This is a genomic window from Pseudovibrio exalbescens DSM 16456, from assembly GCF_000422785.1.
GTDB lineage: Bacteria > Pseudomonadota > Alphaproteobacteria > Rhizobiales > Stappiaceae > Pseudovibrio > Pseudovibrio exalbescens.
The window spans coordinates 1-24,872 of sequence record NZ_KE383918.1 but is presented as its reverse complement, the minus strand read 5'-3'; the positions used below and the strand labels follow the sequence as shown (position 1 = coordinate 24,872).

The following is a 24,872-nucleotide window of genomic DNA, read 5'->3' as shown; positions in this document are numbered from 1 at the left end:
CATGACGTACACCGCACCGCCCTCCGTTCGCTCCTATGCCGGTCGCAAAGGAGTTGATCTCGACCATGTCGCAGCCTCCAGTGGCCGAAAATCTCTGGCCAAGGAAGATGTTGATCATCATCTATCACCGGCCACTGACCCCGTGCCCTCTGCAAGCTACAGGTATTGGGAGGTGGACCATAGCGCCTATGGTCCAACGCGACCCGAGCCAACGTCCCGCATCGCCCAAACCGCTGCGGCCAATTTGTCTGCTGCCAACACAGTAATCCCTCAGGTCACGCATCACGATGAAGTAGATGCCCGTCAGGTGGAGGCGTTCCGGGCAAGTTTGAAGGCCGAAGCTAAAGAACGCGGGCTGAAACTCACATCACTGGTGTTTCACATCAAGGCCATGTCCCAGTGCTTGAAACGTTTTCCTATCTTCAACAGCTCCCTCAGCGCAGATGGCCGAACGCTCCACTTCAAAAACTATATACATATCGGGGTGGCAGTTGACACCCAATGGGGACTGATGGTGCCGGTCATACGCAATGCGGACCGCAAGGGGCTTTGGGCGCTTGCCAGTGATCTCGAAGATCTTGCCCAACGCGCGCAGGCGCGCAAACTGCGCACTGATGACATGGGCGGGGCGTCCCTTTCCGTGTCCAACCTCGGTGCCATTGGCGGGACCGGGTTCTCACCAATCGTCAATCCACCCGAGGTGGCCATACTGGGTCTAAGCCGAACTCGGACGACACCAGTATGGCAGGACGAAAAGTGGGAGCCAGTCCCCATGACCCCCCTGGATCTCAGTTATGACCACAGGGTCATCAATGGCGCTGAGGCCGCGCGTTTCATGCGGCATTATTGCAGCTTGATCGAAGAACCACGTCGTATGTTGATCTGATGCAGGAATCGCATTTGCCCTATTGGGAACCCACTCGGCCTCACCCCCTCCCGTTGCCTCATGGGTCATCCCGCGCTTGACGCGGGATCCAGTCGGGTGGCGGCCACGTTCTCCGGGCTTGGTGGCAGGATGCCGGATCTGCGCGGTGCTTGTCCGGCATGACGCGGGTGGTAGTGGGCGCTCCGCCTTCCTTATTGCCAGCTGCTGGGTTACGGGCGCTCTTTGTAGACCTTTCATTAAGACACAGTGTCGTTTCTTGTTCCGCTTTCACATGTCTTTTTCTGGGCGCTGGCTTTTTTTCGCCCGCCCCCTCTCGTTGCCTCATTTGTCATCCCGGCCCCCGAGCCGGGATCCAGTCGGGCGGTGGCCAGGCTCTCTGGGCTTGGTAGCTCTGGATGCCGGATCTGTGTCCCGCATGATGCAGGTGGTGGTGGTGGTGGGCGCGCGGCCTGCCTTATTGCCAGCCGCCCGCCTGATCTCGCCATATATGCCCTCGCCGGGGCTTCGGCCACTCGGCCCCGCCCGCTCTCTCATCACTGCTCTCATTTGTCCTCCCGCGCTTGACGCGGGATCCAGTCGGGTGGTGGCCACGTTCTCCGGGCTTGGTGGCCCTGGATGCCGGATCTGCGCGGCGCATGTCCGGCATGACATCGGTGGGTGATGGCAGACGGATACGGGTTCACCGAGGAACTGCCCCAGGTCGTCAGGCTGGCGCGTGCCTACCTATTCAGCTCTATTGGTCGCAATTCACGCTGCAGGATCGCTTCACCTGCCCGATTTTCCATTTAATTTGTAAACCTCGGCGCGTATTTCCAGCGCATGTAGCCTGCCCGATTGGTGCCTATTTCCAATCCCAGCGCGCGCTGCCAATACTACTAGACCCATCACAAAACGCGGGCCCCTCATTGTTTATTCGCGTTGCCCACTCGGCCCGCACTCTCATCACTGCTCTCAGATGTCATCCCGCGCTTGACGCGGGATCCAGTCGAATGGCGGCCACGTTCTCCGGACCTGGTGGCTGGATGCCGGATCTGCGCGCTGGTTGTCCGGCATGACATCGGTGGGTGGAGGCAGTCGGATACGGGTTCAAACAAGGAATTGACGTTGCCGGGGTTTGAGCTTTGCCCGGCGCCCCTGTTTATGCGCATTGCTGGCCGTCATGTCTGGGCACAGACGTCCTTGCCCGGGGCTTTCTTTGCTGCCCGGCCTTCTGGAGATGGGGTAGCGGTGTGCGGGTGCTGTCTGTGGGATTTTATGGGTCTTTAAAACGCAAAAAGCCCCGCGAAGATGCGAGGCTTTTGTGTTTGGTTGCGGGGGCACGCAACCGTCTAGGCCTACTTGTACTTGCAACCAATCTCTCGGCATGGCGTAACGCCTCCTAGCATGTTGATTTTGTTAGGAGAGTTGTTTTCGCCGCCATACGGGAGCCGGAAATGGCTCGCTATGGCTAAAACACTGATAAACGTTCCGTTCTCACTTCGCCTGACTTTTGAAGAGAGGGCAAAACTCGAAAAGCAAGCTGCTGGAATGCCGCTCGGCGCATATATCCGCAAACAGGTCTTTGGCAAGGACGCAACCCCGCGTAAAACTCGCGGAAAACACCCCGTCAAAGATCACGTTGCCCTCGGGCGCGTTCTGGGTGCGCTCGGCCAATCCCGACTTTCCAGCAATGTGAACCAACTCGCTAGAGCGGTGAACACAGGATCATTGCCTGTCACGCCAGACACAGAGCAATCAATTATCGAGGCTTGCGAGGCCATCGAAGAAATCCGCACTGAACTGCTAAAGGCACTTGGCACGGAGCCAGGAGGTGTCGAATGATCCTGAAGGGCTCCGTCAGAGGCAGCGCACGCGAATTGGCTACCCATTTACTCAATGGTACCGACAACGAACATGCTGAGGTTCACGAGGTACGCGGTTTCGCCAGTGAAGATTTAACTGACGCACTGATTGAAGCTGAATGTCTTGCGAAAGGAACACGGTGCACAAAGCACCTGTTCTCCCTTAGCCTAAACCCGCCTGCTCAAGAGACTGTACCTGTAGAGACATTCGAAGAGGCGGTAGACCGGATCGAAGCCGGGCTCGGTTTGGAAAATTGCCCTCGAGCCGTGGTTTTTCACGAGAAAGAAGGCCGCCGCCACTGTCATGTTGTCTGGAGCCGCATCGATAGTGAGGAAATGAAGGCTGTGCCGATGCCGTATTTCAAAAATCGGCTAATGGATTTGTCACGCGACCTGTTTCTTGAACACAATTGGGACGTTCCGCATGGCATTCTTGATCGCTCTGCGAAAAACCCATTGTCATTCGATTTGAGCGAATGGCAACAAGCCCAGCGTACCAAACAAGATCCGCGTATAATCAAAGCCGTGTTGCGTGATTGCTGGCAAGGCTCGGATTCCAAAGAAGCCTTCAAAGGCGCGTTAGAAAGCTATGGCTACTATCTTGCCCGAGGTGATCGTCGCGGCTTCGTCGCCGTCGATGTCCGAGGCGAAGTTTACTCGCTCTCCCGTGCCATTGGTATCAAATCCAAGGTGCTAAACGGCAAGCTCGGTACACCCAAGGACTTGCAGAGCGTCGAAGAGGCAAAAAAGCTGGTCAACGCACGCTGGTCGGAGAAGTTGCAAAGTCTCTCGGACGACATGGATGCAAAACACGCTCGTCAAAAAGAACCGCTGGATCAGAAACTAAATCAAATCAAACAGCGTCAACGCCAGGAACGGCAAGCTCTGAACCAACACCATCAAGAACGCTGGGACAAAGAAACCAAAATACGTTCTGAACGCCTTCCCAATGGACTTGGTGGCATTTGGAGCCGCTTGACAGGCAAGTACGCGAAGATCCGCCATCAGAACGCATATGAGGCTTGGGAAGCCCTCAAGCGCGATGAAGCCGAAAAAGAGCACCAGATCGTCAAACACCTTGAAGAACGATCAGCGGTCCAGAGAACGCGGCAGCGGTTAAAACAGCAACAGCAAATTGAACGCACCGAACTGCACCGTGAAATCGCTGCCCAAATGGAACAACGGGCGGAGCGGCAACAAAGCCTCGAAACGGATTTCAACACTCAGGCAGACAATCAGCGTCAAACACAACGTAGGCGCGGCCTGTACCGCGACAACGACGATCTTGAGCCAGAGCTATAAGCCATGCGCAAGAAACCAGCTAAAACTTTGCAATTCAGCCCCCCGACGTGGTAAAATGTATGCATAATTAGATAATTGATTTTTTTAAGGTATTTGCTTTGTCACTGACCCATACGGAAGAGTTTAATGTAATCGCCAAAGCGCAGAAAGAACGAGCTTTGCAGCAAGATCGCGATGACTATAACAACGAACTCCACGGCAATGTGACAGGGCGCATTCAGCGGTTTTTGAGCCGCGAAGCATTTGAAGACAATCAAAGCACCCATTCAGGCAAGAAGGCTTCAACAGCCAAGCTATCCGCGCTTGATATTCTGCTTCTCAACGATCCTGAGTATGCCAAGGTTCACAAAGCGGCTCTTGATGAAAACCGCGCTACTCAAGCCAAGGTGACGGATCTCCAAAACCAAATTGATCGTGTCATGGCAAAGCTGGACAAAAAGATTGCCGACACACTCGATCAAGCCATTACCCTCCCAGATGGTCGCAAGATTTTTATGAACAAGGCTGGTGAGGTTTACAGTACCGACGGTGAATTGATCGATCCGGCAATTGTGGAAGGTTATGATTGGAATGATCGGCCTCCACTTGAACATTATCTTTCGCTCACCCAGAACCGCACAGAACTAATCGAAATAAGCGATGAAGCTGATACCATTTCCCTTCGAAATGGTGAGAGACGTGAGAAGCTAGAAGATAGTCATGATCCACTTGATCACGAGGAAATTCAGGAACTTCGTGATGAAGAAAAGTCCGACATGGGTCGGCTAGAACAACTAAATAATAGAACCAAGTCAATTGATACCGCTATCTCCAATGCCAGCACAACGCATGAAAAAGCGCCTGATCAAGAAATCGCTGTTTCAAAACTCAATCTGTTCTAACGATATTTGAATGAACCACATTGCTTTTCAAAAACAGCGATAATTACTGCAACTGGATGAAACTGCGAGTGCTTTTCCATCAATCCATATATTAGGTCTTCTCTTTCGCGCCTATCTGCATTGTACCAGTCGATAATACATTTGGATTGGTCTACATCGTTGTCTTGAGCGATTAGATTGGCGGTAATCATCGTAGTTTGAATATACGACCTACGTATATCTTCATCCCATTTAAGAAATTCTTCGGAGGTAAATTCTTCTGCTGCATACCCACGCATGCAGAACAAGAGAGATACTGCGATAAAGCTTGCAACAAACAAGCGATTTAAAGCAAACATAAGGGAAGGTTTTTGTTATTACTATAATGGATAAGAAATATGGAAAAATTGCAGCAAGAAAGAGCGCGTTTCTGCGTTTTTGAGTTCCCCCATGTGCCGATTTCGGGCACGCCAGCCAACCTCACAAAAGGTTTCCCTTTTGTCCATGTTGGGAGGCTGTTATGAGCGACATTTGGCCAAGAATTGAATGCACTGGTCGCAAGATCGGCTACGCCCGTGTTTCCACGTTTGATCAAAAGCTTAGGATGCAAATGGACGCGCTCAAGGCGGTCGATTGTGACTTGATTTTCACCGATCACGGCGTATCGGGCGCGAAGTCCAGCCGCCCTGGCCTGGACGATATGTTGAAGGAATTGAAGGCGGGGGATTCCGTGGTGGTCTTAAAGCTGGATCGCCTAGGGCGCTCTGTGCTGCACCTTTCGGACTTACTGGTGCGATTTCACCGCGAAGACATTCATTTTTGCTCCATCGCGGAATTCATCAACACAACGACGCCGGGCGGGAAATTCATTTTTCACATGTTCTCTGCCTTCGCCGAGTTTCAGCGCGACGTCATCGTCGAAAACACGATTGCAGGGATGGAAGCCGCCAGAAAGCGCGGCAAGCAGATTGGCCGACCTTTCAGCCTAAACCCGCAGCAAGTGGCTTATGCGCATGCATCAATCCACCAGTTAGGAAAGACACGCAAACAGACGGCGGAACGTTTCGGCGTGTCCACCATGACACTGAGCCGCGCCTTTGCGCGGTTGGAATTACAGAATTGAATTATTGATCGGCGGCTTTCTCTAAAGCATCGACTTTCTGAGTGAGATTATCATTGGCCGCTTCAAGCTTCTCGATCATCGCTTGTTGCTCCTGCACAGACTTGATGAGGAGCGGGACGAGATCGCCGTAGGCGATGCTCTTGGTCTTCATTTCATCATCAGCGGTAGAAACAACTTCAGGCGCGATTTTCTCAACTTCTTGGGCGATCAAACCAACCTTACGGCCTTGCTGCCAGTCCGCATCTTGATCCTTCCAATAGAAGGTGACAGGGCGCAATTTCATGACGTCGGAAATGCCATAAGAAATATCCGCGACATCCTTCTTCAACCGCGCATCGGACGTGTTGACGTAGGCGGCGTTACCCGCGACTTGGCCACCTACATGAAGCTTGTAGGATGGACTACTAACCCCGACCCCTGTGTTACCCGAATCTGAAACTAGAAATTCAGTTCCGGCCGCTGATGTGTTTAGAATAATACTTCCGGTTGCTTCTTCATTCCCAATTGTAAAATTTTCACCTGTACCTCCAAATCCGACATAAGCTTTCCGACCACCAGCGTAAGTATCTGGAAAAAACTCCATATAAGCATGATCTGTACCTTCAAGGACGAGCAAAGCAGCATTCCCTTTGATATGAAGTTCCTCTTTGGGCGATATCGTCCCGAGCCCGAGATTGCCTGAGTTAGCTATGCGCATGTATTCGGTGCTCGCATCTGCTGAATAAAAAATGTGGGCACCGCCCCTATAGCTTAAACCCCCGCTCTGCATGCCGAACCCATAAATTATACCACCGTTATCATTGTACAATTGAATCATGTTGGCATCACCAGCACCAGCCACATCATTAGCAAAATGCAGCTTCGCTGTAGGACTCGTCGTCCCAATCCCGACATTGCCGTTCTCGTCGATCGCTATCCCTGCGTTATCGTTTCCATCGACCGATGTAATCAGAGTGTCCACGGAACCGTTGTTAGAAACTCGCTGCATAAATTGTGTCGGTATTCCATTTCGGCTGTGCTTTAAGCCCGTCGCACCAATTGAGTGGACATGTAAGGTGTCAGCAGGACTCGCCGTCCCGATCCCGACATTGCCGCCTGTGACGTAGATATCGGAGCCGGATTGCGTCCAGAGGCTGGGGTTTTCGAAATTGTTGGGCTTTCCTGCTCCTGCGACGGGTGAAACGGCGATGCCCGACACGTTTAGGATTTCATGGGTGGCGAGGTCTAGATCCTGCGTTGCAGTGTGATCGCCGAGATTGTCCGCCGCGCCGGATGCGCTCACATCCACGCAGACCCAAGCCGAGCTTGCATCGTCATAGACAACCATCTGCCCGTCCGAACAGCTCAACCCCGCCAGCGTATCCGCTCCACCAGCACCACCAACAACACCACCACCAACGAAGTTAAAGGCTTGGCCATCTTCGTAGAGTTCCGAGATTGATTTGTTTGTACACGAACCTGTTATCGCAGTTGAGGATGTTGAAACTTGTATTTCCAACAGGCCACCAAAACTTCCGTCGTTGTTGATGGTTAGCCTTACGTATTTTGGTGGGTTGCTATTATTTTGCGCTGAAACGTAAGCTCGATAAGTCGAACCTGCGTTCTCAAAAGAGTTATAAAGAATAAAACTCTGCCCACTGAGGGTTCCGGACGTGGTTGTACAGGCAATAGCATCCGGCCACCCCTCAACCATCGTATCGCCTTCCATGATGGAAGAAGAACCACCCGCCATACCGGTCCATGCTGTGCCGTTACAGAACTGCATCGCCTTATGGTCGCGGTTATAGATGATCTTGCTTTCTTTGCCCGGCGGGTTCACACAATCAGCGTAAGCTTGCTGCGATGAAAGGAATGCAGCGAATCCAAATACAATAAAAAAAGCAAGTAATCTCATATCCGACCCCATAAAATAACAAAAAATCACGCAATACTATTGAATTGTCTCAAATATTTCTTAAATAAACAATAATACACTTGATTTATTGTATAAATACTTTGAATAACTTAATTTTACTGTGATCCGCATCTTATTTTCCTGAATTCATCCTGACAGATCCCACGGCGGGCAAGCACATGCACCGCTCCCTTGCCAGTGTTTTTGCAACAAAACACATGGCAGGAGACAGGCATGGACGGAGAAGAGCGCTACCGCTTTTTGATTGCGGATATCAGGGAAGAGGCCGAATTCTTGATGGATTTGGCGGCAATCAACGCCAAGCTTGCGCGGCAAAGCGGGAATTATGCTGCCGCTGGCACACTCGGCCTGTATTTGGCTCAAGATATCGCGCAGGACTATATGCAGGCGGGCGATCTGCGGAGTTATCAATTCTATTCGCTGGTTCGGCTGTTCTGCGAATATGAGGAGCTTGTGAACGCGGCGATCAGTGAGCGTTTTCTACGCACGCTGGAATTTGACGCGTATGTGAGCTGGCCTGACATCTGCCCGCTTGAAGAAATAGAGGATTGAAGGGAGCGGAGCGCCGTTTGGCGCTCCTGATCCGGTTTTAGTTGCGCGGATCGTCCATCGGTCTGCGCATGACGATGCGGCCATTGATGGGGACGACTTCAAGCTGGATCGTAAAGCCCTTGTCGTCCTTGTGTTTCCAGGCGGCGCCGACTTTGTTCCAGAACGACTTTTCACCTTTGTCGATGACGTGCCAGGCCAGAAAGTCCGGTGCGTTCTGGGATTGTTGATTGGTTTGGTTTTCGTTTTGATTGTTAACCATGATTTCCTCCTTTGGTTCGGTTTGGCTTGTCTACGCCGCTCCGATAGACCGGACGGATGAGGGCTCGCGGTCATGTCCAACACGGGTGAGCGATAGCGAACTGGCGCGGGCAGGCACTTGACGGCAGCCCACGTTCGGCTCAGGACGATTTGCGTAAAAGACATGCCTTTGCCGATCCAACGGCGGATCACTGGCGCTTCGAATACGTTTCACCAACGCCTATCCAAACTTCAACGCACCGTTTTCTGCTGTCCCTGCGATCACGCGGGTCTATGGCTTTTTTCGGTTCTGGCATGGTCTGCCCTGCTTGATGACAAGGATGGCTGACGCCCTTCCTGCTCCACGAATGTTGCGCCCCTGATGGGTGTTATCGCCGAACAGCCGCATGCGACTTCCGATCAGCAAGACGACCCGGATGGTCTGGGTCAGATGCGAAACGGAGGCTCAAATGAATGGATGGATTAGACGAGATGAACTTAGAAGGCTCAGTGATCAGGCGCTGTATGGATTGCAAAAGCTGCTTTTCCGCGCATTGACCTGCCCGCAGATCGATCCTGCGGATTTACCTGCAATCCGCGCCACGCTGGCGGCTATCGAGGCCGAATTGAACTGGCGCAGCCAGATCCCGTCTCCTGCACCTTAGCGGAGACGGGCGAGCCGATTTTTGCCGATCACACGGCCAAAATCGGCTCAAAAATTTCTAGGGGCTTTGCCCCGCTGCGGGACAAGGGGAACCGAGGCTCAGGCGGAGCCTTGCGCCCGCACCATCCCCTTGCGCTCATTCGCTTTCCCGCGCCCCCCCACATTCGCCATGGGGCAGAAGGGCAAGAGACTTGCCCTTCCTACCAATCAAAATAGATCGAGCTGCGAGGGCACTGAATCCAGCTTCTGCAGATGGATGAAATCATTCAAAAGGTGGGAGAATTTCAGGCTCATCGCGACATGCGCATCATCGCAGATTTTTGGGCTGGCTTCGGGTTGGTGGTTTTTCCTATAGGCCGATAGGTTCCTTACGGCTTCGCGATAACCGCTCATGTCCCTGCGCAGTCCTTCCATGATTTCAGCGCGGATCTTTAATAGAACTTGCGTGCGTTTTGGCTCGGGCAATCTGTGCGCTGCGTCGATTTCTTCTGCCCTGTATCCTCGCTTTTCAAAACGCTCGGCATAGGCGCTGATTTGCTTCAAAGTCGGGCGCTTGCCGCCGAGCAGATAATACCAAGGATGTCCGGCGCTATATCCTCCGCACTCCAATTCTGTTTTAAAGATTTCGGTCTGTGTCATAATCCCCTCCCCTTACGCGCAGCGATAGATGAGGGTTTCACCAGCGATGACTGTCTCGGTGTAATCCACCGACAGGTCACGGGCGATTGCATCATAATCGAGGTAGTATTGCAGGCGTTCGGGGATCTCACCGAACAGGCCTTCTTCGACAAACTGCTCGGCTAGTTCGCGCATGCTGGACACATAGTAGATGTCTAGATCCACACCGCCGATATGCCCCAAGACACGCTCAATGTCGTAGCCGCATTCACCCACGGCCAAAATCACCGTTTTCTTTTCGTCGTCGTCCAGTTCGTCAACGGCACTAAAATAGCTTTTCAGATTGGCCTGATTGATGCCGTAGGCTTTGGCGAGTTCGCAATCGATGTCATCGCCATCGATAAACTGAATCTCGAATTCTTCCACGCGCTGCCCATAGCTGTTTACGGCCTTGGCAGCCTTGGTTTGATAGTCTTCAAAATCAGAAAAATAGAAGCCTTGCGCCGAAATGTCGTAGGGCTGAGCAAAAAGATAAGTCATTGATAAATCCTCCAAATCAAAAGTGGGTTGTTCATGCAACCCTGCTTCCGGCCGAGGATGGAGATGGGAGGGGACAAGGAAAATCGATGCTGGGTGGTGCGGGCGCAGGCAAAGCCGAGCCACGGCCAGTGTCTATTTTCCTTGCGGGGAGAAAGAGGCAAAGCCTCTTGGCTTCCCCGATCACTCGGAAAAGCGCTGCAAAGCAGCTCAATGCACATGCGTCAGGGATGGAAGCCGAATGGCCGAGACTTCAGGCTCGGTTCACGACAGCCCGCCCGGACGCCCTGGAAATGGGCTTGCGATTTTTGAGTCGCGCGAAGGTGTCACGATTGAGTTCAAAGCGTGAGTCACATTTAACTCAGTCAGTTGCCTTTCAACTCAACTCTATGACCCCCAGATCATATTTATTCTTTATGATCTACGCGTCATAATAACCCCATATGAGCCGTAAATCATATTGACTCTTTATGATTTAAAGATCATAGTTAAAAAAGGAGTCGACATATGAAACAGTTAGCACGAACACCAAAAGATATAGGCCACGCCATTCGTGAAGCACGAAAGGAACGCAGGCTCTCTCAAACAGAACTCGCCTCAAGAAGCGGCCTGTGGCAGGAAACCATTTCCAAGATAGAAAACGGCGTAGCGAGCACCAAGATGGAAACGCTTTTTGACGTGCTTGCGGCTTTGGATCTTGAGATCCAGGTACAACCCCGCAGTAAGGGTGTGCCGTCCTCTATGGACGCGCTGTTTTAGATGGGACGCCGGAGAAGCTATCAACCCTTGAGCGTTTTCATGAATACGCGCCATGTTGGCACGCTTACGCGTGAAAGCACGGGCGCCATCAGCTTCGCATATGACAAGACTTGGCTGGCTTGGGAAAGTACTATGCCCGTTTCCCTTTCCTTGCCCCTTCGCAAGGATCGGTATGTCGGCGCACCCGTGATGGCCGTATTCGACAACCTGCTTCCAGACAACGACGACATCCGAAAACGCGTTGCCGAACGCGTCGGTGCCCAGGGCACAGATGCTTACAGTATGCTTTCGGAAATTGGACGTGACTGCATCGGCGCGTTGCAATTCTTACCGGAAGGAGAAGAACCGCAAGCGACCAGCAATCTGAGCGGAGAACCTGTCAGCGACAAGCAAATCGAAGAGATGCTAAACGACCTCGATGTTGCGCCTCTGGGTATCCGTAAAGAGAGAGATTTCAGGATTTCCATCGCGGGTGCGCAGGAAAAAACCGCGCTGCTCTACCATGAAGGCCAATGGATTGAGCCATCGGGAACAACGCCAACAACACACATCATCAAGCCGCAGATAGGCAAGCTGCCGAACGGCATGGATTTATCGGACAGCGTTGAAAACGAATATCTGTGCCTGAAACTCCTTGAGGCATTTGGCTTACGCACAGCCAATGTCGAAATGGCGACGTTCGGAAAACGCAAAGCTCTTGTTATCGAGAGGTTTGATCGTCGCTGGGCGAAGGATGGCCGTCTGATCCGCCTGCCGCAAGAAGACTGCTGTCAGGTACTTTCAATCCCACCGACAAGAAAATATCAAAATGAAGGCGGCCCCGGCATCGTTGAAATCATCGACAGACTGCGCGGGAGTGATGAGCCGACGCAAGATCGGCTGGACTTTTTCAAAGCAAATATTCTGTTCTGGCTGATGGGCGCGACAGATGGCCATGCGAAGAATTTCAGTATTGCACTTATGCCTGGCGGCCGCTTCCGCATGACGCCGCTTTACGACGTGCTAACGGTGCAGCCAACTTATGATCAAGGCCAGATCCAGCGGAAAGATTTCAAGCTGGCCATGCGCTTTGGCAAATCCAATCATTACAAGATCGAGAACATTTACGGGCGGCATATTCTCGAAACGGGTGTCGAAGCAGGCTTGTCAAAGGATGCCGTAGGAAGCCTATTCGATGAACTTCATCAGGACGTTCCAAAGGCCATTGAAAAAACGATAAAGGAACTTCCGAAGGGATTTCCGGCTGCTTTGATAGACTCAGTTCAAGGGGCAATTTCGGACAGACTTAAACGATTAGACTAATAGAAAATTCAGAGTGACAACATCAAATAAAATTGCAATGCTATTTCTAATTGTATTTCGAGAGAGTCAAATTTGCCAAAACTAATACCAAACATCGAAAACCGGGTACGAAAACTACCTAAACCAGCCAATGCGTCTCAAGCTCTGCAGCCTCTTTTTGAGGCCATTAGCAATGCATTCTATGCAATTGAAGATCGAAACGAAGGACAAGAAAGAAAAACTTCTGGTTCGGTGCTGGTCAATATCACAAACCTGTCCAAACCAACAAGATTTCGTGTCGAGGTATCAGACAATGGCGTAGGTCTCGATGATGAACGATACGAGGCGTTTCAAACTATCGATACAGACTACAAAGTAAAAAAGGGTGGCAAAGGGGTTGGTCGATTATTTTGGCTTGATGCGTTTCAAAAAGTGAGCGTTGAAAGCCTATATTTTGAGGGTGGTGAACTTAAGCGACGGTGCTTTCGGTTCGTTCTTGGAAATGATGAGCAAATTGTAGAAGAAGAGCTTGAAAGTGGCTATGTTGGGCGTACAGAGCGCGGCACGACCATCATCTGTGAAGGACTCCGAGGAACGAGTTATCAAGATCGTTTTCCGAAACAGAAGCCGACCTTTCTTAGATACTTTAGCGCCCATTTTATTGCTGATTTTTTAGTTGGAAGCGGACCTGCCGTCCAAGTAAATCTAGATGGCGACATTACACAATACCCTTCCGAAACATCGAAACTCGTGATCGCCAAAGAACTAAACACAGGTGAATTTGAAATCGATGGTTACGGGAAATTTAGCGTAAAGGGCTTTGCCTGCGACAAAGAAGCCAGTACTGGCCTTGATGGCAATCATCAGCTTCACCTTTTAGCAAACGGGAGAACCGTTGAATCTAGGAAAGTTGACAGTCTGATTGGCTTCCCAGCCGTAAATATTGGCGAACGTGATGATTTGTTTTTCCATGGCTGCGTTACAAGCGAGTATTTTGATGACCGTGTAAATGAGGGGCGAACAGCGTTTAACATCCCCGAAAAGATATTGAATGAAATATCCAGAAGGTGCGTTGAACGTGTAAGAAATGACGTCCTAGCACAGCAAAAAGAACAGTATGAAACAAAACGCAAGGGTAACTACGAAAACTTTGTAACTAGGCATCCTATCTACGGGTTCGATGATGCCGAAACGCAGCTTTCACGGGTTCCCTATCACGCTAATTCTGCTGAAGAGTTCGCAACCGGACTGGTAAAATACCAAATTCGTAGAGACGAAGAACGCCAGTCTGCGATGGAAAAAGCTATTGAGTTACTCGAAAAGAATGATGAGATACCGAGTTCTTTCGAAGATACTCTAGAAAAAACCGTTTCAGAACTCCAGAATTCAGAAAGACTTGCGTTAGCCCAGCATGTTGTCAGACGAAAACTCGTATTGGAACTCATGGACAACTTGCTAAGGCGAGTTCGTCAAATTGATGGCAAAAAGAACGACTTTCATCTCGAAAAAACCCTTCACTCCTTTATCGTTCCAATGCATGTGCAGGGAAACAACCCTTCTGAAAAACGTTCCCGTGCTCATGATCTTTGGATTCTGGATGAACGGCTTGCCTTCACCCGTGCATTTTCTTCAGACAAGCGATTTGATGATTTACTAATAGGCTCCGAGAACCCGGACAGGGCAGACCTCATTGTATGGGATTTTGCGAGCGGGCTGGGAGTTGCTGATCCGAATTTTGGTGGAGAAAAGGTCGACACATCACGCCCTCTCGACAAAGTCATGATCGTGGAATTCAAGAAACCTGGGCGAAGAAACTATGGTTCTAGCGATCAGATACATTATCAAATCACCAAATATATCAATGAGCTACGCGGGGAGGAAATCGAAGGCTTCAATAGTGAGCGCATTCGCATCTCTAACGATTGTGTTTTTTATTGCTATGTCGTGGCCGATATCGTCGGAGATCTAAAAGATCAACTTTCCACTTGGCCAAAGTCTGCAAACGGACAAGGACGCTTCATGAGCCTTAGCGGAGATGTAAATGGATCAATCGAAGTGATCCAATGGCAGGATCTTGTGAATGACGCTTGGGCAAGAAATGAAGCTACGCTATTCGCTGCCGGGCTAAAACGTTCGTAGCCGTTTGAAATTTTTGGAGCAAACCTGCCTCCTATGCGACATTCCCTACAGCACGAAAAGCTATCAACCGCATATCAGCTAGTCTTCGCGAAAATTTTGGCTATTTTCCTTCAAAAATTTTCGCTTAGAAATAGAAGAGGCACTTTCCTCAAGAGTAAACTCCGCCATACCTGTACCATTCATCATATAAATAAAGTTTATTGAATTTGAATTGATATTCTCATCCGAGAATGCTTTGATTTCATCAATAAAATACTCATAAAAATCGTCATCTTTAAAGTCGTACCATTCTTTATCATGCCAGAATTGCGCAAGTCCAACATGAAGCGCACGCTCCAAAGCCGTGTGGTTCCAAAAAGGCTTTACGCCAATTATTTCAGCGTCGGGCAGCCAAGTTTTCGCTTCCTTTATCCTCTTTTTGGGAGCGACAGACCTGCCGACCTTAATTTTCTTGTAGGCAGCAATCACATAAATAAATCCTGGGTCGGTTGGAATAACCCCAAATCGACTCAGGCTTTCACTAGCTTGAAAATTACCGAAATTGCTCATAACGAAATTCCGCTACACTTCGCCATTTCATTTGCGAACCAATTTTTGTACTCAGCAGAAGCCCCCTTCAGCTCTTCATGAAGGTCTATTTCATGAATTTCGAAGTCCTCCGGAACAGAAAACCGAATTTCATGACGTAGCAGGCAGCCAACTACATGGTCATACCCAACGCTATGATCTTCGTGGAACTCGATAGCGTGTAGGTCGAAGTGCTTGTTTATGAGCGGATCGATCACAGAATATATGAAATCCAACGAGAGTCTTCGGAAACGCGTGTCATTTTCGCTAGCGCAAAAATGCTGAATAGCGTTTCTAGTTTCGCGTAGGTCATTGAATATTTCAATATTTGGAATTCTCTCACCTGTAGCGGCCCACAATACTTTTGGCAATTTATCAAAATCGTGGGTTTTCCCCCTACGCACAAGTTCGTTGAAATCCATATTTTGTTGCCCACTATCCAAGCTAAAAAAGTCTTTGAATATGAGTAATGGGTGTGCTTTTGCAATTATTGCTTTTAAAAACAACTCTCCAGCATGCGCAGTATTTACAACGGACATAAAGCCCCAGTGTTCGTTTCCGGGGTCAAAAAAGACAGCGTGATGGTTTGCTTGGGTCAAAGCACCCATCGCATAGTTAAGAATTCGATCCGGAATATCTCTTAGAGCTTCATGCATGCATCAAGAATATCCAATTGGAAAACAAACTAGCAACAAATGATTGCATTTCACCCCATGGGTTTTTTAGGAGAGCTGGAAAGCTCCCTTGAATGGTGGTCAATCGGCCAGTCGTTTGTGCATGGTTCGGTGCAGGTGGAGAGGCAAGTCTCCAAGTCCTGCGAGTGGGTTCAGGGCGGCGCGATAGCCTCCTGATCGATGGGTGCAGGGAGAGCGAAATCTCCTGCGCGTGATCCACCGACAAGACGGTGGCGTGATCCAATCCGCGCAGGGTTGGTCTCAATGAAATTGCCATGGGGGTCTTGGGGGAGCTTGGAGGCCCCTTCCCAAGTGGTAGTGCAGCGGCCAAACGCCTGCGAGTGATGGAACGGCGATACGTTCTGCTGGCTCTGAAATGGGTTCAATGCCCTGAAAGAGCCAATGGCTGGGGGAATGCAAACGGGGGGCGCCGCGCCCCCTTTGCCAAGATTGGTTTGTACTACAAGCCACATCTTGCCTTCACGCTTAACTCTGCTGCCATGCTCAATAGCATCAGTCACGAAAGCTCGGGATTTGCCTCTGACCTGAGGGACCAAAACGCTTCAAATGCAATTTTGTAAAGACGGTCAAACTGATCCCAATCGATGCTCCGTAGCTTCTTAATTCGAAGCTCGCCAGGTCGTGGTTCGTCTTTGAGGTACCGCCTTTCCTCCGAATACAGTTTGTCTTCTCGTTCATCATTTTTTGGTGCAGCGTAGCGTCCTGCCCAATTTAGAACACGTCTAGCTATCACCAGCGTTTCACGATCTTCCAAAGACAATTCCGGCAACCCGGCAGTTGCCCACAGCATCACCAGATCGTGGGAGGACGGGACAGTTGTCACCTTCTTATTGGAGCGCTTCATTTCAATTTTCTGGGCGATTACAGCCTTCACAACAAGCTCAAGCGCTATCGAACATTCCCTGAGAAAAGATTCGCGTAATGCAATTCCGGTGCTTCCGGTATAGCCGATTGAACTTGCGGCTTGCGCCTGCGCTGCATCGCTCGTATCTAGTATAATTCTTGCAACGACCCGCGCGTTGTCGGCCTTCGCTTCATAGTGTAGTGGTGCGCGTCTACGCATTTCCCGTATCGAATTAGGCATACAACTTTCCTAATTTGTTCCCAATTCATCGACAAGTGCAGGTCGAGAAAAGGGAGCGCTTTCTCAACGCTAAGAACACCATCCCGAAGTTCCCGCCGAATAAGAGAGCGGGCGCTTCAACAAGGATGGTGTCATGCCAAACTCCAGAAAACCCTTCCACATGCAGCCGCCGCCGATGCCGGGTGGTGCGCCGATTGCGGAGATCGCCGCATTGGTCGGCACAGGTTGCCTTAAAGGCTGCATGTTGGTCTTGTTGTTCGGAACCTACTCCGAAACGATGGGAATGATGTCGAACGTGTATCTGTGCGATCTGCCAGGTGCCGGCGGCATCTTTTGCGGGATCGATGACGAGATGACCGTCTCGCATTTGCTCGCGTTTTTGCTGGCTGTCTTCAGCATTGCCGTGCCGATGGCAATCTGGTCGGAGGTGATCAGTCGCGGCATCTATCGCGATCCCAAAGCTTGGCTTGCCGATCCGACCAACAAGATCTACGCGATCCTTGCCCTTGGTGTGTATGGCCTGGTCTTCGCGCTCGAAACGGTCAATCTCTACACACTGATTGCCCGTCAGTCTGTTGGCGGCCCCTTCCAGACCACCGATACGAACCCGATGATGGAGTTCCTTGCAAACAATCAGGGGCTCGGCGTCTTCGTCGCTGCGCTCGTTGCCATCGTGAACACCGTGCTTGGGCTTTTGGCCGTGCGTGCGGCCTATTCCTTGAAAACCAAGTTGGCGAGGTAAGCAGCATGTTGAAGAAAGCACTCGTCGCTCTGGTGGTCTCCGTGTTTGGCATCATGCCGAATACCGCGACGGCAAAAGAACGAAATGAAATTGCCATCTTTCTGGTCGTCGAAAACGGTGGCGTCGTTACGGATCGCAAGGCAGCCGAAACGTCGATCAATTACCTGCTTGGCGAACTGGTCAAGTTCCGTCGTCGCCGCGCTACCAGACATGCATTGATCCATATTGTGCTCTCGGCGAATCCAACCGAGGTCACTTGGTCTGGAACGCCCGCCCAGCTCTACGAACAGGGACACGCGGTTCTTGAACTCATCAAGTTTAAGGACACCTGCTCGGATCTGGTTTTGGCCTGGGAGCAGGTTGAGTTGACGACAAGGATCACAATGCCGGACGAAATTCGCCTTATCGGCATCGGCCCAATGATCAACGCAAGTTTCCCCTGCGATGAAGGCGACACAACGATCAAGTTGCCTCAACCTGCGCCAAAGAAATTGGCGCTCGCTGAACTGGCGAAGAAGGCCAGTCAGATCACGCTGTTGAACGTCCATGCCGATCAGGACGCAGTCTACCTTAACTACCTTCAAAAGGCGGGCATTCTTCGGCGTGCAAAGAAGGGCGAAATTGAATTCGATCTTATGGATGCTGCGCGCACGCGCGCAGCAAACGGCAAAATTCTGGAGGGCCGCTGATATGAAACGTTCCTCCAGCATGAAAAGGGTGATGGCTTCGGCCATCATCCAGTCCTTACTGGTTTTCTCGCCTGCCGAGGCGAAAATCCAGATCATCCCACAGGTCGAAAAGGCGCCAACGGTTCAGTTTGATCTGAAGCGGATGCTCGATTTTTCAGCCAGCGTCACTTTGAACGTTCGAACCGATCCTAGCCTTGTTCCATCGGCACGCGTCCTAGAAATGGTCAAATCCATCGACATCAAAGATGGGCTTGGCATTTCGATTAAGCGTGGCTACGCGATTGATGCGCAACATGACCTTGTTATCGGATGGTCAGGCGGCACGGCGGAAATTACCAAAGTGCAGAAAACGCCTTCTGGCCTAGTTGTCGCCGGGCTATTCAAAGATCATCAGGGGCGTATTGTCGTCCCTCCGCTTGAGCGGTTTGCCGCCTATACGACGGCGGGTAAAGCCTTGTGTTTCGAGCGCACGATCATTGAGGTGGAACCGAAAACCTTCCCGATGACGTTCGTCATCCTTCTGGATCGTTCCGGATCGATGAGCACCGTAATGGACGATGTTCGCAAATCCGCGTTGTCCTTTATTGACAACCTGCCGGACACGGCAACCTGCTCGGTCGGGGCATTTGCGGATACCACCAGTTTCGATGAGACGGAGGGGCTGGGAACCAAACTCTGCCAGCCTTCGAACTTCGATTTGGACAAGATGACTATCGGCGGCAGCACCAATCTGTTTCCTGCGCTGAACACCAGCTATACGTGGCTCAATGACACGTCCCGCCAGAACCATCAGAAGGCGGTCATCATTCTCACGGACGGCGCGGTCACGGACAACAAGAACATGGGAACGCAGGTGCTTGCCAATAAAGGCGGCGCACCTACCTTTGTGTATTTCCTGGGTTCCCGCGAAGATCGCTGGCTCAAGGGGATCGCTGATAATTACCTACAGCATACGGGCGATGTTGCGAGCACTCTTGGTCAGTATTTCGATGTGGTGAGCAAAGCCTACCGCAAACAGACTGTGCTCAAGCTGCGCCAATGCCCTCAAACAGCGATGTCCAGACCCATGAGCGATTATCGAAACGCACAGGAGTGGGTTTCAGATATCCATCAGCATGGGTCGGCAAGGTGGGCGGATCCGCCCACCTTGTATCTCGTGGATATGGCCCGAATTCGCATCACCTGCTTGGATATCTCCCATCCGAATTTTCCGACTATGGCGCGATGCCTGTCACATATGGCGGAGCACGTCACCAGCTTATTGTTGCGCCCACGCGCGGCGGCAAAGGTGTTTCGGGCGCAATTCCTCGCCTGCTTGGCCACCCTGGATCAACTGTTGTCCTCGACATTAAGGACGGTGAACTTGCCCTCATCACAGCGCTCTATCGCCGCGATGTCCTCGGACAAGACGTGCACATTATCGATCCCTATGACTGCGTTTGCAGCAAGTTGGGCCCAGAGCCAGAAGCGGACGATGTCTTCGATCAGGGTTTGGGCTGGACCAACACCGGCAGCCGTGGGATTGGCCGCGATACCGTTTCAAGCGGTATTGAAGGTGCATGGACCACACATCCGACCAAGTGGGACAACGGCTACTTCTATCTGCTGTTCACCTACGACAGGGAGCTGACGAAGAGCCCGGCAGGAGCGTGGATCTGGCATCCGATCAACATCAAGGAGGAAGACAAGCCGGTCGACGTGGAAGACCCTTCCATCCGCTTGAGCCCAATGATGACTGATGCAGACATGGCGATGATCAAGGACCCGATCTATCGTGAGATCTCCAAGAAGTTCTATGAGAACCCGGATCTGTTGTCTGAGACCTTTGCCCGTGCCTGGTTCAAGCTCACCCACCGCGACATGGGCCCCAAGGCACGCTACATTGGTCCATATGTTCCCAAAGAAGACCTTATCTGGCAAGACCCGATTCCAGCAGGTAACACCTCTTATGACGTGGCAGCTGTGAAGCAGAAGATCGCCGCAAGCGGCCTGTCTTTGCGGGATATGGTGTGCACCGCTTGGGACAGTGCCCGTACCTACCGCGGCTCTGACATGCGGGGCGGCGCCAATGGTGCCCGTCTACGTCTCGCGCCCCAAAAGGATTGGGAGGGCAACGAGCCAGACCGGTTGGACCGTGTTCTTTCCGTCCTGGAAGGCATTGCCGTCGACACCGGTGCCAGCGTGGCTGACGTGATCGTGCTGGCAGGCAATGTCGGTGTCGAACAAGCGGCCAAGGCGGCTGGCTTTGACGTTGAAGTTCCGTTCCATCCCGGGCGCGGCGACGCCACACAGGAACAGACCGATGTTGAGAGCTTTCCTGTTCTGGAACCCATCCATGATGGCTACCGCAACTGGCTGAAAAAAGACTATGCCGTGAGCGCCGAAGAGCTTTTGCTCGATCGCACCCAGCTCATGGGCCTGACAGCAAAAGAAATGACGGTCCTTGTGGGCGGCATGCGTGTCATGGGGACCAACCACGCCGGCACCAAGCATGGGGTGTTTACCGACAAGGTTGGCGCGCTGACAACGGACTTTTTCGTCAACTTGACCGACATGGCCAACTCATGGGTTCCGGTTGACGGCACCACCTATGAGATCCGTGACCGGAAGAGCGGCGCGGCCAAGTGACGGCAAGCCGAGTGGATCTGGTGTTCGGCTCCAATTCCATCCTGCGCTCCTATGCCGAGGTCTACGCGCAAGATGACAACAAAGAAAAGTTCGTGAAGGACTTTGTCGCCGCCTGGACCAAGGTCATGAATGCGGACCGTTTTGACCTCTTGAACTAACTCAAAACAAACTCATCAAGAGACCGGCCTGCCCTACACCAGGGCAGGCTTTTTTGCTGGTAGCGTCAAGATGCCTGGGCCGCATACAGAAGACTAACCTCCTCAATCGCGCGTCGCCCAACCTCTCATACAGAACCGCTCGAACATCACGATGGGTTGAACAAACAGCTTCAGTGGCTTTCATACAGCCACAAAACGCGATTACATCAATGATTACAGAAAAGTACGCGGAGCAAACCCAGAAAAAGCACCTTTAGGTTTATGGAGTGTGTTTCTAAATCCCAAAAGCCGATTGCGCCGCGGACTAAAAGACAAACTTGCTATTCTGCCAACTGCCAAAACCCACTCAACTCTTTTCGCAAAAAGATATCGCAGTCAGCATATTTTCCTGAACCATCTATCCATTCGCGATATTCTGGAGCTTTGTCTGAACCCACATTCTCGAGAGCGACAATCAAGTTCTCGAATACAACTCTCAGCCTATGCAACTGACTGTTTTTATTCAAAAGCCTTCCATTAATAACTACATACGCCCACAAACAAAATGCAAAAACCTCCAACGCCGAACGATCTTCCCGCCAGCTGTCTGGATCATAGCAAATATCAACGTCAGCCACGTTCTTGTACATTGGAGGTGAGAAATAGTTTTTCGTTACTTTTCTCATATCGAATGTTTGTTGGATACTCATTGCAAAGGTCAAGTATTTCCCACCTTTGTAATCGGCACTACGCAAAAAGTTTGAGGCTTCTGAAACCATATGACAGGTGTCGACCTGGGCTCCAAGCATCAAATCAACATCAGACTTCGAAAACCAAACACGCTGTCCAAAGCGCTTCATAGCTTTCCAATTTACACGAGCATCGAAGTCAAATGCCATTTTACACAAATACGGAGAGGAAGCTTGTTTTGAATAGGTTTGCTCAAACAAAGTCTTAATCAAGTCTACGCACCCATCTGATCCGAGATCTACTTTTTCTATTCTCTTTGAACTAAGAACATGGAGCGCTCTTCGACAGCTTCTCATCTCATCAACAGTACTAATACTTTTTATAGAATCGAAAGCACTCTTAATAACTGTTGTTCTTAATGGCGTCTCTGTACACAAAACCTTTTCAATTTGGTTAGGATGACAAAAATAAAAAATCTGAGGAGCGAGCACACCTACAAAATTGGACATATTCTCGGCATGAGGTAGCAGGTATTCTATAGAATCCGCACAAAATCCAACTAGCTCGTAATTACGTTGCTCCGCTTCCAGTTTTCGCGCCAACTCATCCACTATCCTTGAAGCGGCATCACGCTTATCCTTGCTCCTTAGCTGCAGCGCTAAATGAGAAGGAACTGCACGCGCCCCATGCGTCACGTGCTTCAGACACTCGCAGGCTAGATCATTTGTGCCTTCAAATTTCGATTCTAAGTATTTCGCATAAAAGAACTCCAAAAAAGTCCTATGAGTGAATTCAAATATGTCCTCCCCGACTTCGTGCAAAATCCATGCTCTACCGGTTAGGTGTCCAACCATTAATTTAGAAGCCTGGGCCGACTTTCCTTCTCTGTTGTCGATATAGTCTTTTCTGAAAAAATCTCTCGATTCTTCGATTAGATCTTGCTTACTTATCCTGCCTCCATACTCTTCACGCTCATACAAAATCGCTGATAGGTGCTTAAAAAGATCAAACAATCGATATCTCTCGGGCAAATCCGGCGTAATGGCGCGATAACCATCCCAACGATCAAACAGCAATTCAGCACAAAACGAATATAGTGAAGCACGGTTGTCAGGAATCTCAACCTTCTTGTTGTAAACAATCACAATCAAAGTGAGCAAAAGAGGACTTCTTATTAACTCCGCTGCTTTTCTTTTCGCATCTCGAATAAAATCATCATGCTTTTCTTCGATTTCTTTCTCAGATTTGGATAGTACTGAGCTTGAGACGTTTCTGTAAATTTGAGAAATTGCGTTGCTGTTGAGGTCCTCAATACCGAGGTGGGTAAAACCGCTCAGCGGATTAGACTCGTAACCGACATATCTAGATGTGACTAGAACCTTTACAAACCGGAACTCGCGAACGAATTTCCGAATTTCTCCCACTACACGTGCTCGGTTGGAAGACGTTAGAACCTCGTCCAACCCATCAAAAACCACAAAGGCCGCACCAATTCTCAGGTGATATATAATCAAAGAATCAATAGGATAATCCTCGTCAGGATCGACTATTGCTGCTCTGATGTGATCTAAGATGAAATCTGTTAGACTTAGGTTCTCATCATCTACAGCTCTAGCTATATAGGTTCTTAATTGAATAAATAGCGGTAAACTCGTATCTCCAGATAGAAATTTACGCCCGCACTCTAAGCACATTTTCTTCGAGAGGGTGCTCTTACCGCCTCCAGGATCACCTAGTAAAACCGTATTCTCAATCCGCGCATAAGTCTCAGACCAACTCGATGCAATTTCATTTCGGGGTAAGTATTTTCGGAGATCCCGATACTTTACAAAGTTCCCTTTCCTGAATATTTCATTCACGGGAACATCTACGTAAATGCTATCTAGTTCGACTTGGACTACATCGCCGGAAGCGCCGTGAATGTCTGAGGAATTAAGAGCCTCTACAGCTGAGGCTACATATAATTTTAGCGGACTAGTATACTTTTCAATTAGCGACGCAATTTTGACTGGATTAACGTTCGCCCCAGGCAGCCACTCGCCGTCACTATCCTTTAGATTTTGAGTAACACTTAGTATTGTTGTTTCTGCCTTGCGAGATGCGTCGATGAAATTCCGACGTAGATCTTTCCTCATTGGCACCGGCAAATCACTATAAGATTTCTCAACCTCATATTTAAATGCCTCGGACAAACAGGCTACTAGCTTCTCCGCGAACTCGTGTGAATCTGTTACACAACCGCCTCTTGATATGTACATATACTCTATCAGAGTTACTGAAGGCCCTTTATCCAAGTCAGAGCCAAACAATGGGATAAGAAGATCCAATAAGCCGGAATTAGAAAGATCACCTAGAACAAGCGATGCCGCATTTGTTAGCAAGCCAGCAGACCCAAGCGCTCTTTCTAACGAATCCTCAATATAAGTAGCTTTAGGAGCATCGTCGCGATTGCCGAGAGCCCTTTTCATTCGCATCGGTAAAACAAAACGCTGACTGAACCTATCGTAAAAGTTTAATGAAAAGCTTGCAATCGTCCCAATCGCCGCAGCGGTCTCTAGTGCGCACATAAAATCTCCGCAAGATCTAAGAAAATTTAGAGAATATATTAACCCAAATACTATCAGCACAATTTATCTGCGAAAATTGAATCAAAAACAATTCAAAGGTTATTTCACAAAAAATTCAATGGCTGTTTATCTGAATTGAGGGTTCACAAACTCTAAGACGAAAAAACCCGCCAACTCGATGAGTTGGCGGGTTTAATTTTGGTTGCGGGGGTAGGATTTGAACCTACGACCTTCAGGTTATGAGCCTGACGAGCTACCGGGCTGCTCCACCCCGCGCTAAGCTTGTGTTTTGGGCTTGGTTGGTGCCCAGTGGGCCGCTTGCCTGGCCCGGTATTCTTATGGTTTGCCCGTCCTCGGAC

22 protein-coding genes, 1 tRNA gene and 3 pseudogenes are annotated in these 24,872 nt (G+C 50.3%); 15 read left to right on the top strand and 11 right to left on the bottom strand.

What is annotated here, in order from left to right:
* Window position 1: 1 nt before the first annotated feature.
* From G512_RS21330 to G512_RS0114805, 4 genes are all read left to right on the top strand, one after another.
* A complete protein-coding gene (locus G512_RS21330; RefSeq protein WP_051269412.1) occupies window positions 2–886 on the top strand; it encodes a 2-oxo acid dehydrogenase subunit E2 in 885 nt (294 codons plus the stop codon).
* A gap of 1,443 nt (window positions 887–2,329) precedes the next feature.
* The gene (locus G512_RS21325; protein WP_036489866.1) at window positions 2,330–2,707 is read left to right on the top strand and encodes a hypothetical protein; all 378 of its coding nucleotides are present in this window, start codon (window positions 2,330–2,332) and stop codon (window positions 2,705–2,707) included.
* The gene (locus tag G512_RS0114810; RefSeq protein WP_028482388.1) at window positions 2,704–4,029 is read left to right on the top strand and encodes a relaxase/mobilization nuclease domain-containing protein; all 1,326 of its coding nucleotides are present in this window, start codon (window positions 2,704–2,706) and stop codon (window positions 4,027–4,029) included. The genes G512_RS21325 and G512_RS0114810 overlap by 4 nt, the downstream gene beginning before the upstream one ends.
* Window positions 4,030–4,127: 98 nt before the next feature.
* Complete coding sequence (locus G512_RS0114805) at window positions 4,128–4,910, top strand: hypothetical protein (protein ID WP_028482387.1); 783 nt, start codon at window positions 4,128–4,130, stop codon at window positions 4,908–4,910.
* On the opposite strand, the gene G512_RS0114800 is transcribed toward G512_RS0114805, so the two are convergent.
* Window positions 4,907–5,248, bottom strand: coding sequence for a hypothetical protein (locus G512_RS0114800; RefSeq protein WP_028482386.1), 342 nt, complete (start codon window positions 5,246–5,248; stop codon window positions 4,907–4,909). The genes G512_RS0114805 and G512_RS0114800 overlap by 4 nt on opposite strands.
* A gap of 161 nt (window positions 5,249–5,409) precedes the next feature.
* Here G512_RS0114800 and G512_RS0114795 point away from each other — a divergent pair, with 161 nt between their 5' ends.
* Window positions 5,410–6,012 (top strand): recombinase family protein, encoded by a 603-nt coding sequence (locus tag G512_RS0114795; RefSeq protein WP_051269410.1) that lies wholly within the window; start codon window positions 5,410–5,412, stop codon window positions 6,010–6,012.
* 1 nt (window position 6,013) lies between these two features.
* Here G512_RS0114795 and G512_RS0114790 read toward each other — a convergent pair whose 3' ends face one another.
* Window positions 6,014–7,906 (bottom strand): tail fiber domain-containing protein, encoded by a 1,893-nt coding sequence (locus G512_RS0114790; RefSeq protein ID WP_162143388.1) that lies wholly within the window; start codon window positions 7,904–7,906, stop codon window positions 6,014–6,016.
* A 234-nt stretch (window positions 7,907–8,140) separates the two neighbouring features.
* Between G512_RS0114790 and G512_RS0114785 the strand changes: the two genes are divergently transcribed.
* Window positions 8,141–8,479: a hypothetical protein gene (locus tag G512_RS0114785; protein ID WP_028482383.1), complete on the top strand. Its 339-nt coding sequence runs from the start codon at window positions 8,141–8,143 to the stop codon at window positions 8,477–8,479.
* A gap of 37 nt (window positions 8,480–8,516) precedes the next feature.
* Here G512_RS0114785 and G512_RS0114780 read toward each other — a convergent pair whose 3' ends face one another.
* Entirely contained in the window at window positions 8,517–8,738 is a 222-nt protein-coding gene (locus G512_RS0114780; protein ID WP_028482382.1) for a hypothetical protein, read from the bottom strand.
* Between the two features lie 448 nt (window positions 8,739–9,186).
* On the opposite strand from G512_RS0114780, the gene G512_RS0114775 reads away from it, so the two are divergent.
* On the top strand, window positions 9,187–9,381 hold the full coding sequence (locus tag G512_RS0114775; protein WP_143181433.1) for a hypothetical protein: 195 nt from the start codon (window positions 9,187–9,189) through the stop codon (window positions 9,379–9,381).
* Between the two features lie 206 nt (window positions 9,382–9,587).
* On the opposite strand, the gene G512_RS0114770 is transcribed toward G512_RS0114775, so the two are convergent.
* On the bottom strand, window positions 9,588–10,019 hold the full coding sequence (locus tag G512_RS0114770; protein ID WP_028482380.1) for a hypothetical protein: 432 nt from the start codon (window positions 10,017–10,019) through the stop codon (window positions 9,588–9,590).
* Window positions 10,020–10,031: 12 nt separating this feature from the next.
* The gene (locus G512_RS0114765) at window positions 10,032–10,538 is read right to left on the bottom strand and encodes an antirestriction protein ArdA (RefSeq protein ID WP_028482379.1); all 507 of its coding nucleotides are present in this window, start codon (window positions 10,536–10,538) and stop codon (window positions 10,032–10,034) included.
* 504 nt (window positions 10,539–11,042) lie between these two features.
* Between G512_RS0114765 and G512_RS0114755 the strand changes: the two genes are divergently transcribed.
* The 3 genes from G512_RS0114755 (at window position 11,043) to G512_RS0114745 (ending at window position 14,714) form a co-directional block, all read left to right on the top strand.
* Window positions 11,043–11,294 (top strand): helix-turn-helix domain-containing protein, encoded by a 252-nt coding sequence (locus tag G512_RS0114755; RefSeq protein ID WP_028482377.1) that lies wholly within the window; start codon window positions 11,043–11,045, stop codon window positions 11,292–11,294.
* Window positions 11,295–11,333: 39 nt separating this feature from the next.
* Window positions 11,334–12,596, top strand: coding sequence for a type II toxin-antitoxin system HipA family toxin (locus tag G512_RS0114750; protein WP_322782962.1), 1,263 nt, complete (start codon window positions 11,334–11,336; stop codon window positions 12,594–12,596).
* 72 nt (window positions 12,597–12,668) lie between these two features.
* The gene (locus tag G512_RS0114745) at window positions 12,669–14,714 is read left to right on the top strand and encodes a hypothetical protein (RefSeq protein WP_036489865.1); all 2,046 of its coding nucleotides are present in this window, start codon (window positions 12,669–12,671) and stop codon (window positions 14,712–14,714) included.
* 78 nt (window positions 14,715–14,792) lie between these two features.
* Here G512_RS0114745 and G512_RS0114740 read toward each other — a convergent pair whose 3' ends face one another.
* The 4 genes from G512_RS0114740 to G512_RS0114725 form a co-directional block, all read right to left on the bottom strand.
* A complete protein-coding gene (locus tag G512_RS0114740) occupies window positions 14,793–15,263 on the bottom strand; it encodes a GIY-YIG nuclease family protein (protein ID WP_028482374.1) in 471 nt (156 codons plus the stop codon).
* Window positions 15,260–15,937, bottom strand: a complete 678-nt coding sequence (locus G512_RS0114735) for a hypothetical protein (RefSeq protein WP_028482373.1) — start codon at window positions 15,935–15,937, stop codon at window positions 15,260–15,262. The genes G512_RS0114740 and G512_RS0114735 overlap by 4 nt, the downstream gene beginning before the upstream one ends.
* A 170-nt stretch (window positions 15,938–16,107) precedes the next feature.
* A complete protein-coding gene (locus tag G512_RS22645) occupies window positions 16,108–16,476 on the bottom strand; it encodes a hypothetical protein (RefSeq protein WP_155943662.1) in 369 nt (122 codons plus the stop codon).
* Complete coding sequence (locus tag G512_RS0114725) at window positions 16,473–17,060, bottom strand: hypothetical protein (RefSeq protein ID WP_028482372.1); 588 nt, start codon at window positions 17,058–17,060, stop codon at window positions 16,473–16,475. The genes G512_RS22645 and G512_RS0114725 overlap by 4 nt, the downstream gene beginning before the upstream one ends.
* A 133-nt stretch (window positions 17,061–17,193) precedes the next feature.
* Here G512_RS0114725 and G512_RS0114720 point away from each other — a divergent pair, with 133 nt between their 5' ends.
* From G512_RS0114720 to G512_RS21320, 5 genes and pseudogenes are all read left to right on the top strand, one after another.
* The gene (locus tag G512_RS0114720) at window positions 17,194–17,802 is read left to right on the top strand and encodes a hypothetical protein (protein WP_143181431.1); all 609 of its coding nucleotides are present in this window, start codon (window positions 17,194–17,196) and stop codon (window positions 17,800–17,802) included.
* A gap of 5 nt (window positions 17,803–17,807) precedes the next feature.
* On the top strand, window positions 17,808–18,491 hold the full coding sequence (locus G512_RS22730) for a hypothetical protein (protein ID WP_028482370.1): 684 nt from the start codon (window positions 17,808–17,810) through the stop codon (window positions 18,489–18,491).
* Window positions 18,442–19,419: pseudogene (locus tag G512_RS23090) on the top strand (VWA domain-containing protein); the annotation flags it as partial. The gene G512_RS22730 and the pseudogene G512_RS23090, both read left to right, overlap by 50 nt.
* A gap of 110 nt (window positions 19,420–19,529) precedes the next feature.
* A pseudogene (locus tag G512_RS23155) lies at window positions 19,530–19,868 on the top strand (type IV secretory system conjugative DNA transfer family protein); the annotation flags it as partial.
* A gap of 66 nt (window positions 19,869–19,934) precedes the next feature.
* A pseudogene (locus tag G512_RS21320) lies at window positions 19,935–21,277 on the top strand (peroxidase family protein); the annotation flags it as partial.
* Window positions 21,278–21,597: 320 nt separating this feature from the next.
* Here G512_RS21320 and G512_RS0114695 read toward each other — a convergent pair.
* The gene (locus G512_RS0114695; RefSeq protein ID WP_028482368.1) at window positions 21,598–24,513 is read right to left on the bottom strand and encodes an NACHT domain-containing protein; all 2,916 of its coding nucleotides are present in this window, start codon (window positions 24,511–24,513) and stop codon (window positions 21,598–21,600) included.
* 199 nt (window positions 24,514–24,712) lie between these two features.
* Window positions 24,713–24,789, bottom strand: a tRNA-Met gene (locus tag G512_RS0114690).
* Window positions 24,790–24,872: the final 83 nt, after the last annotated feature.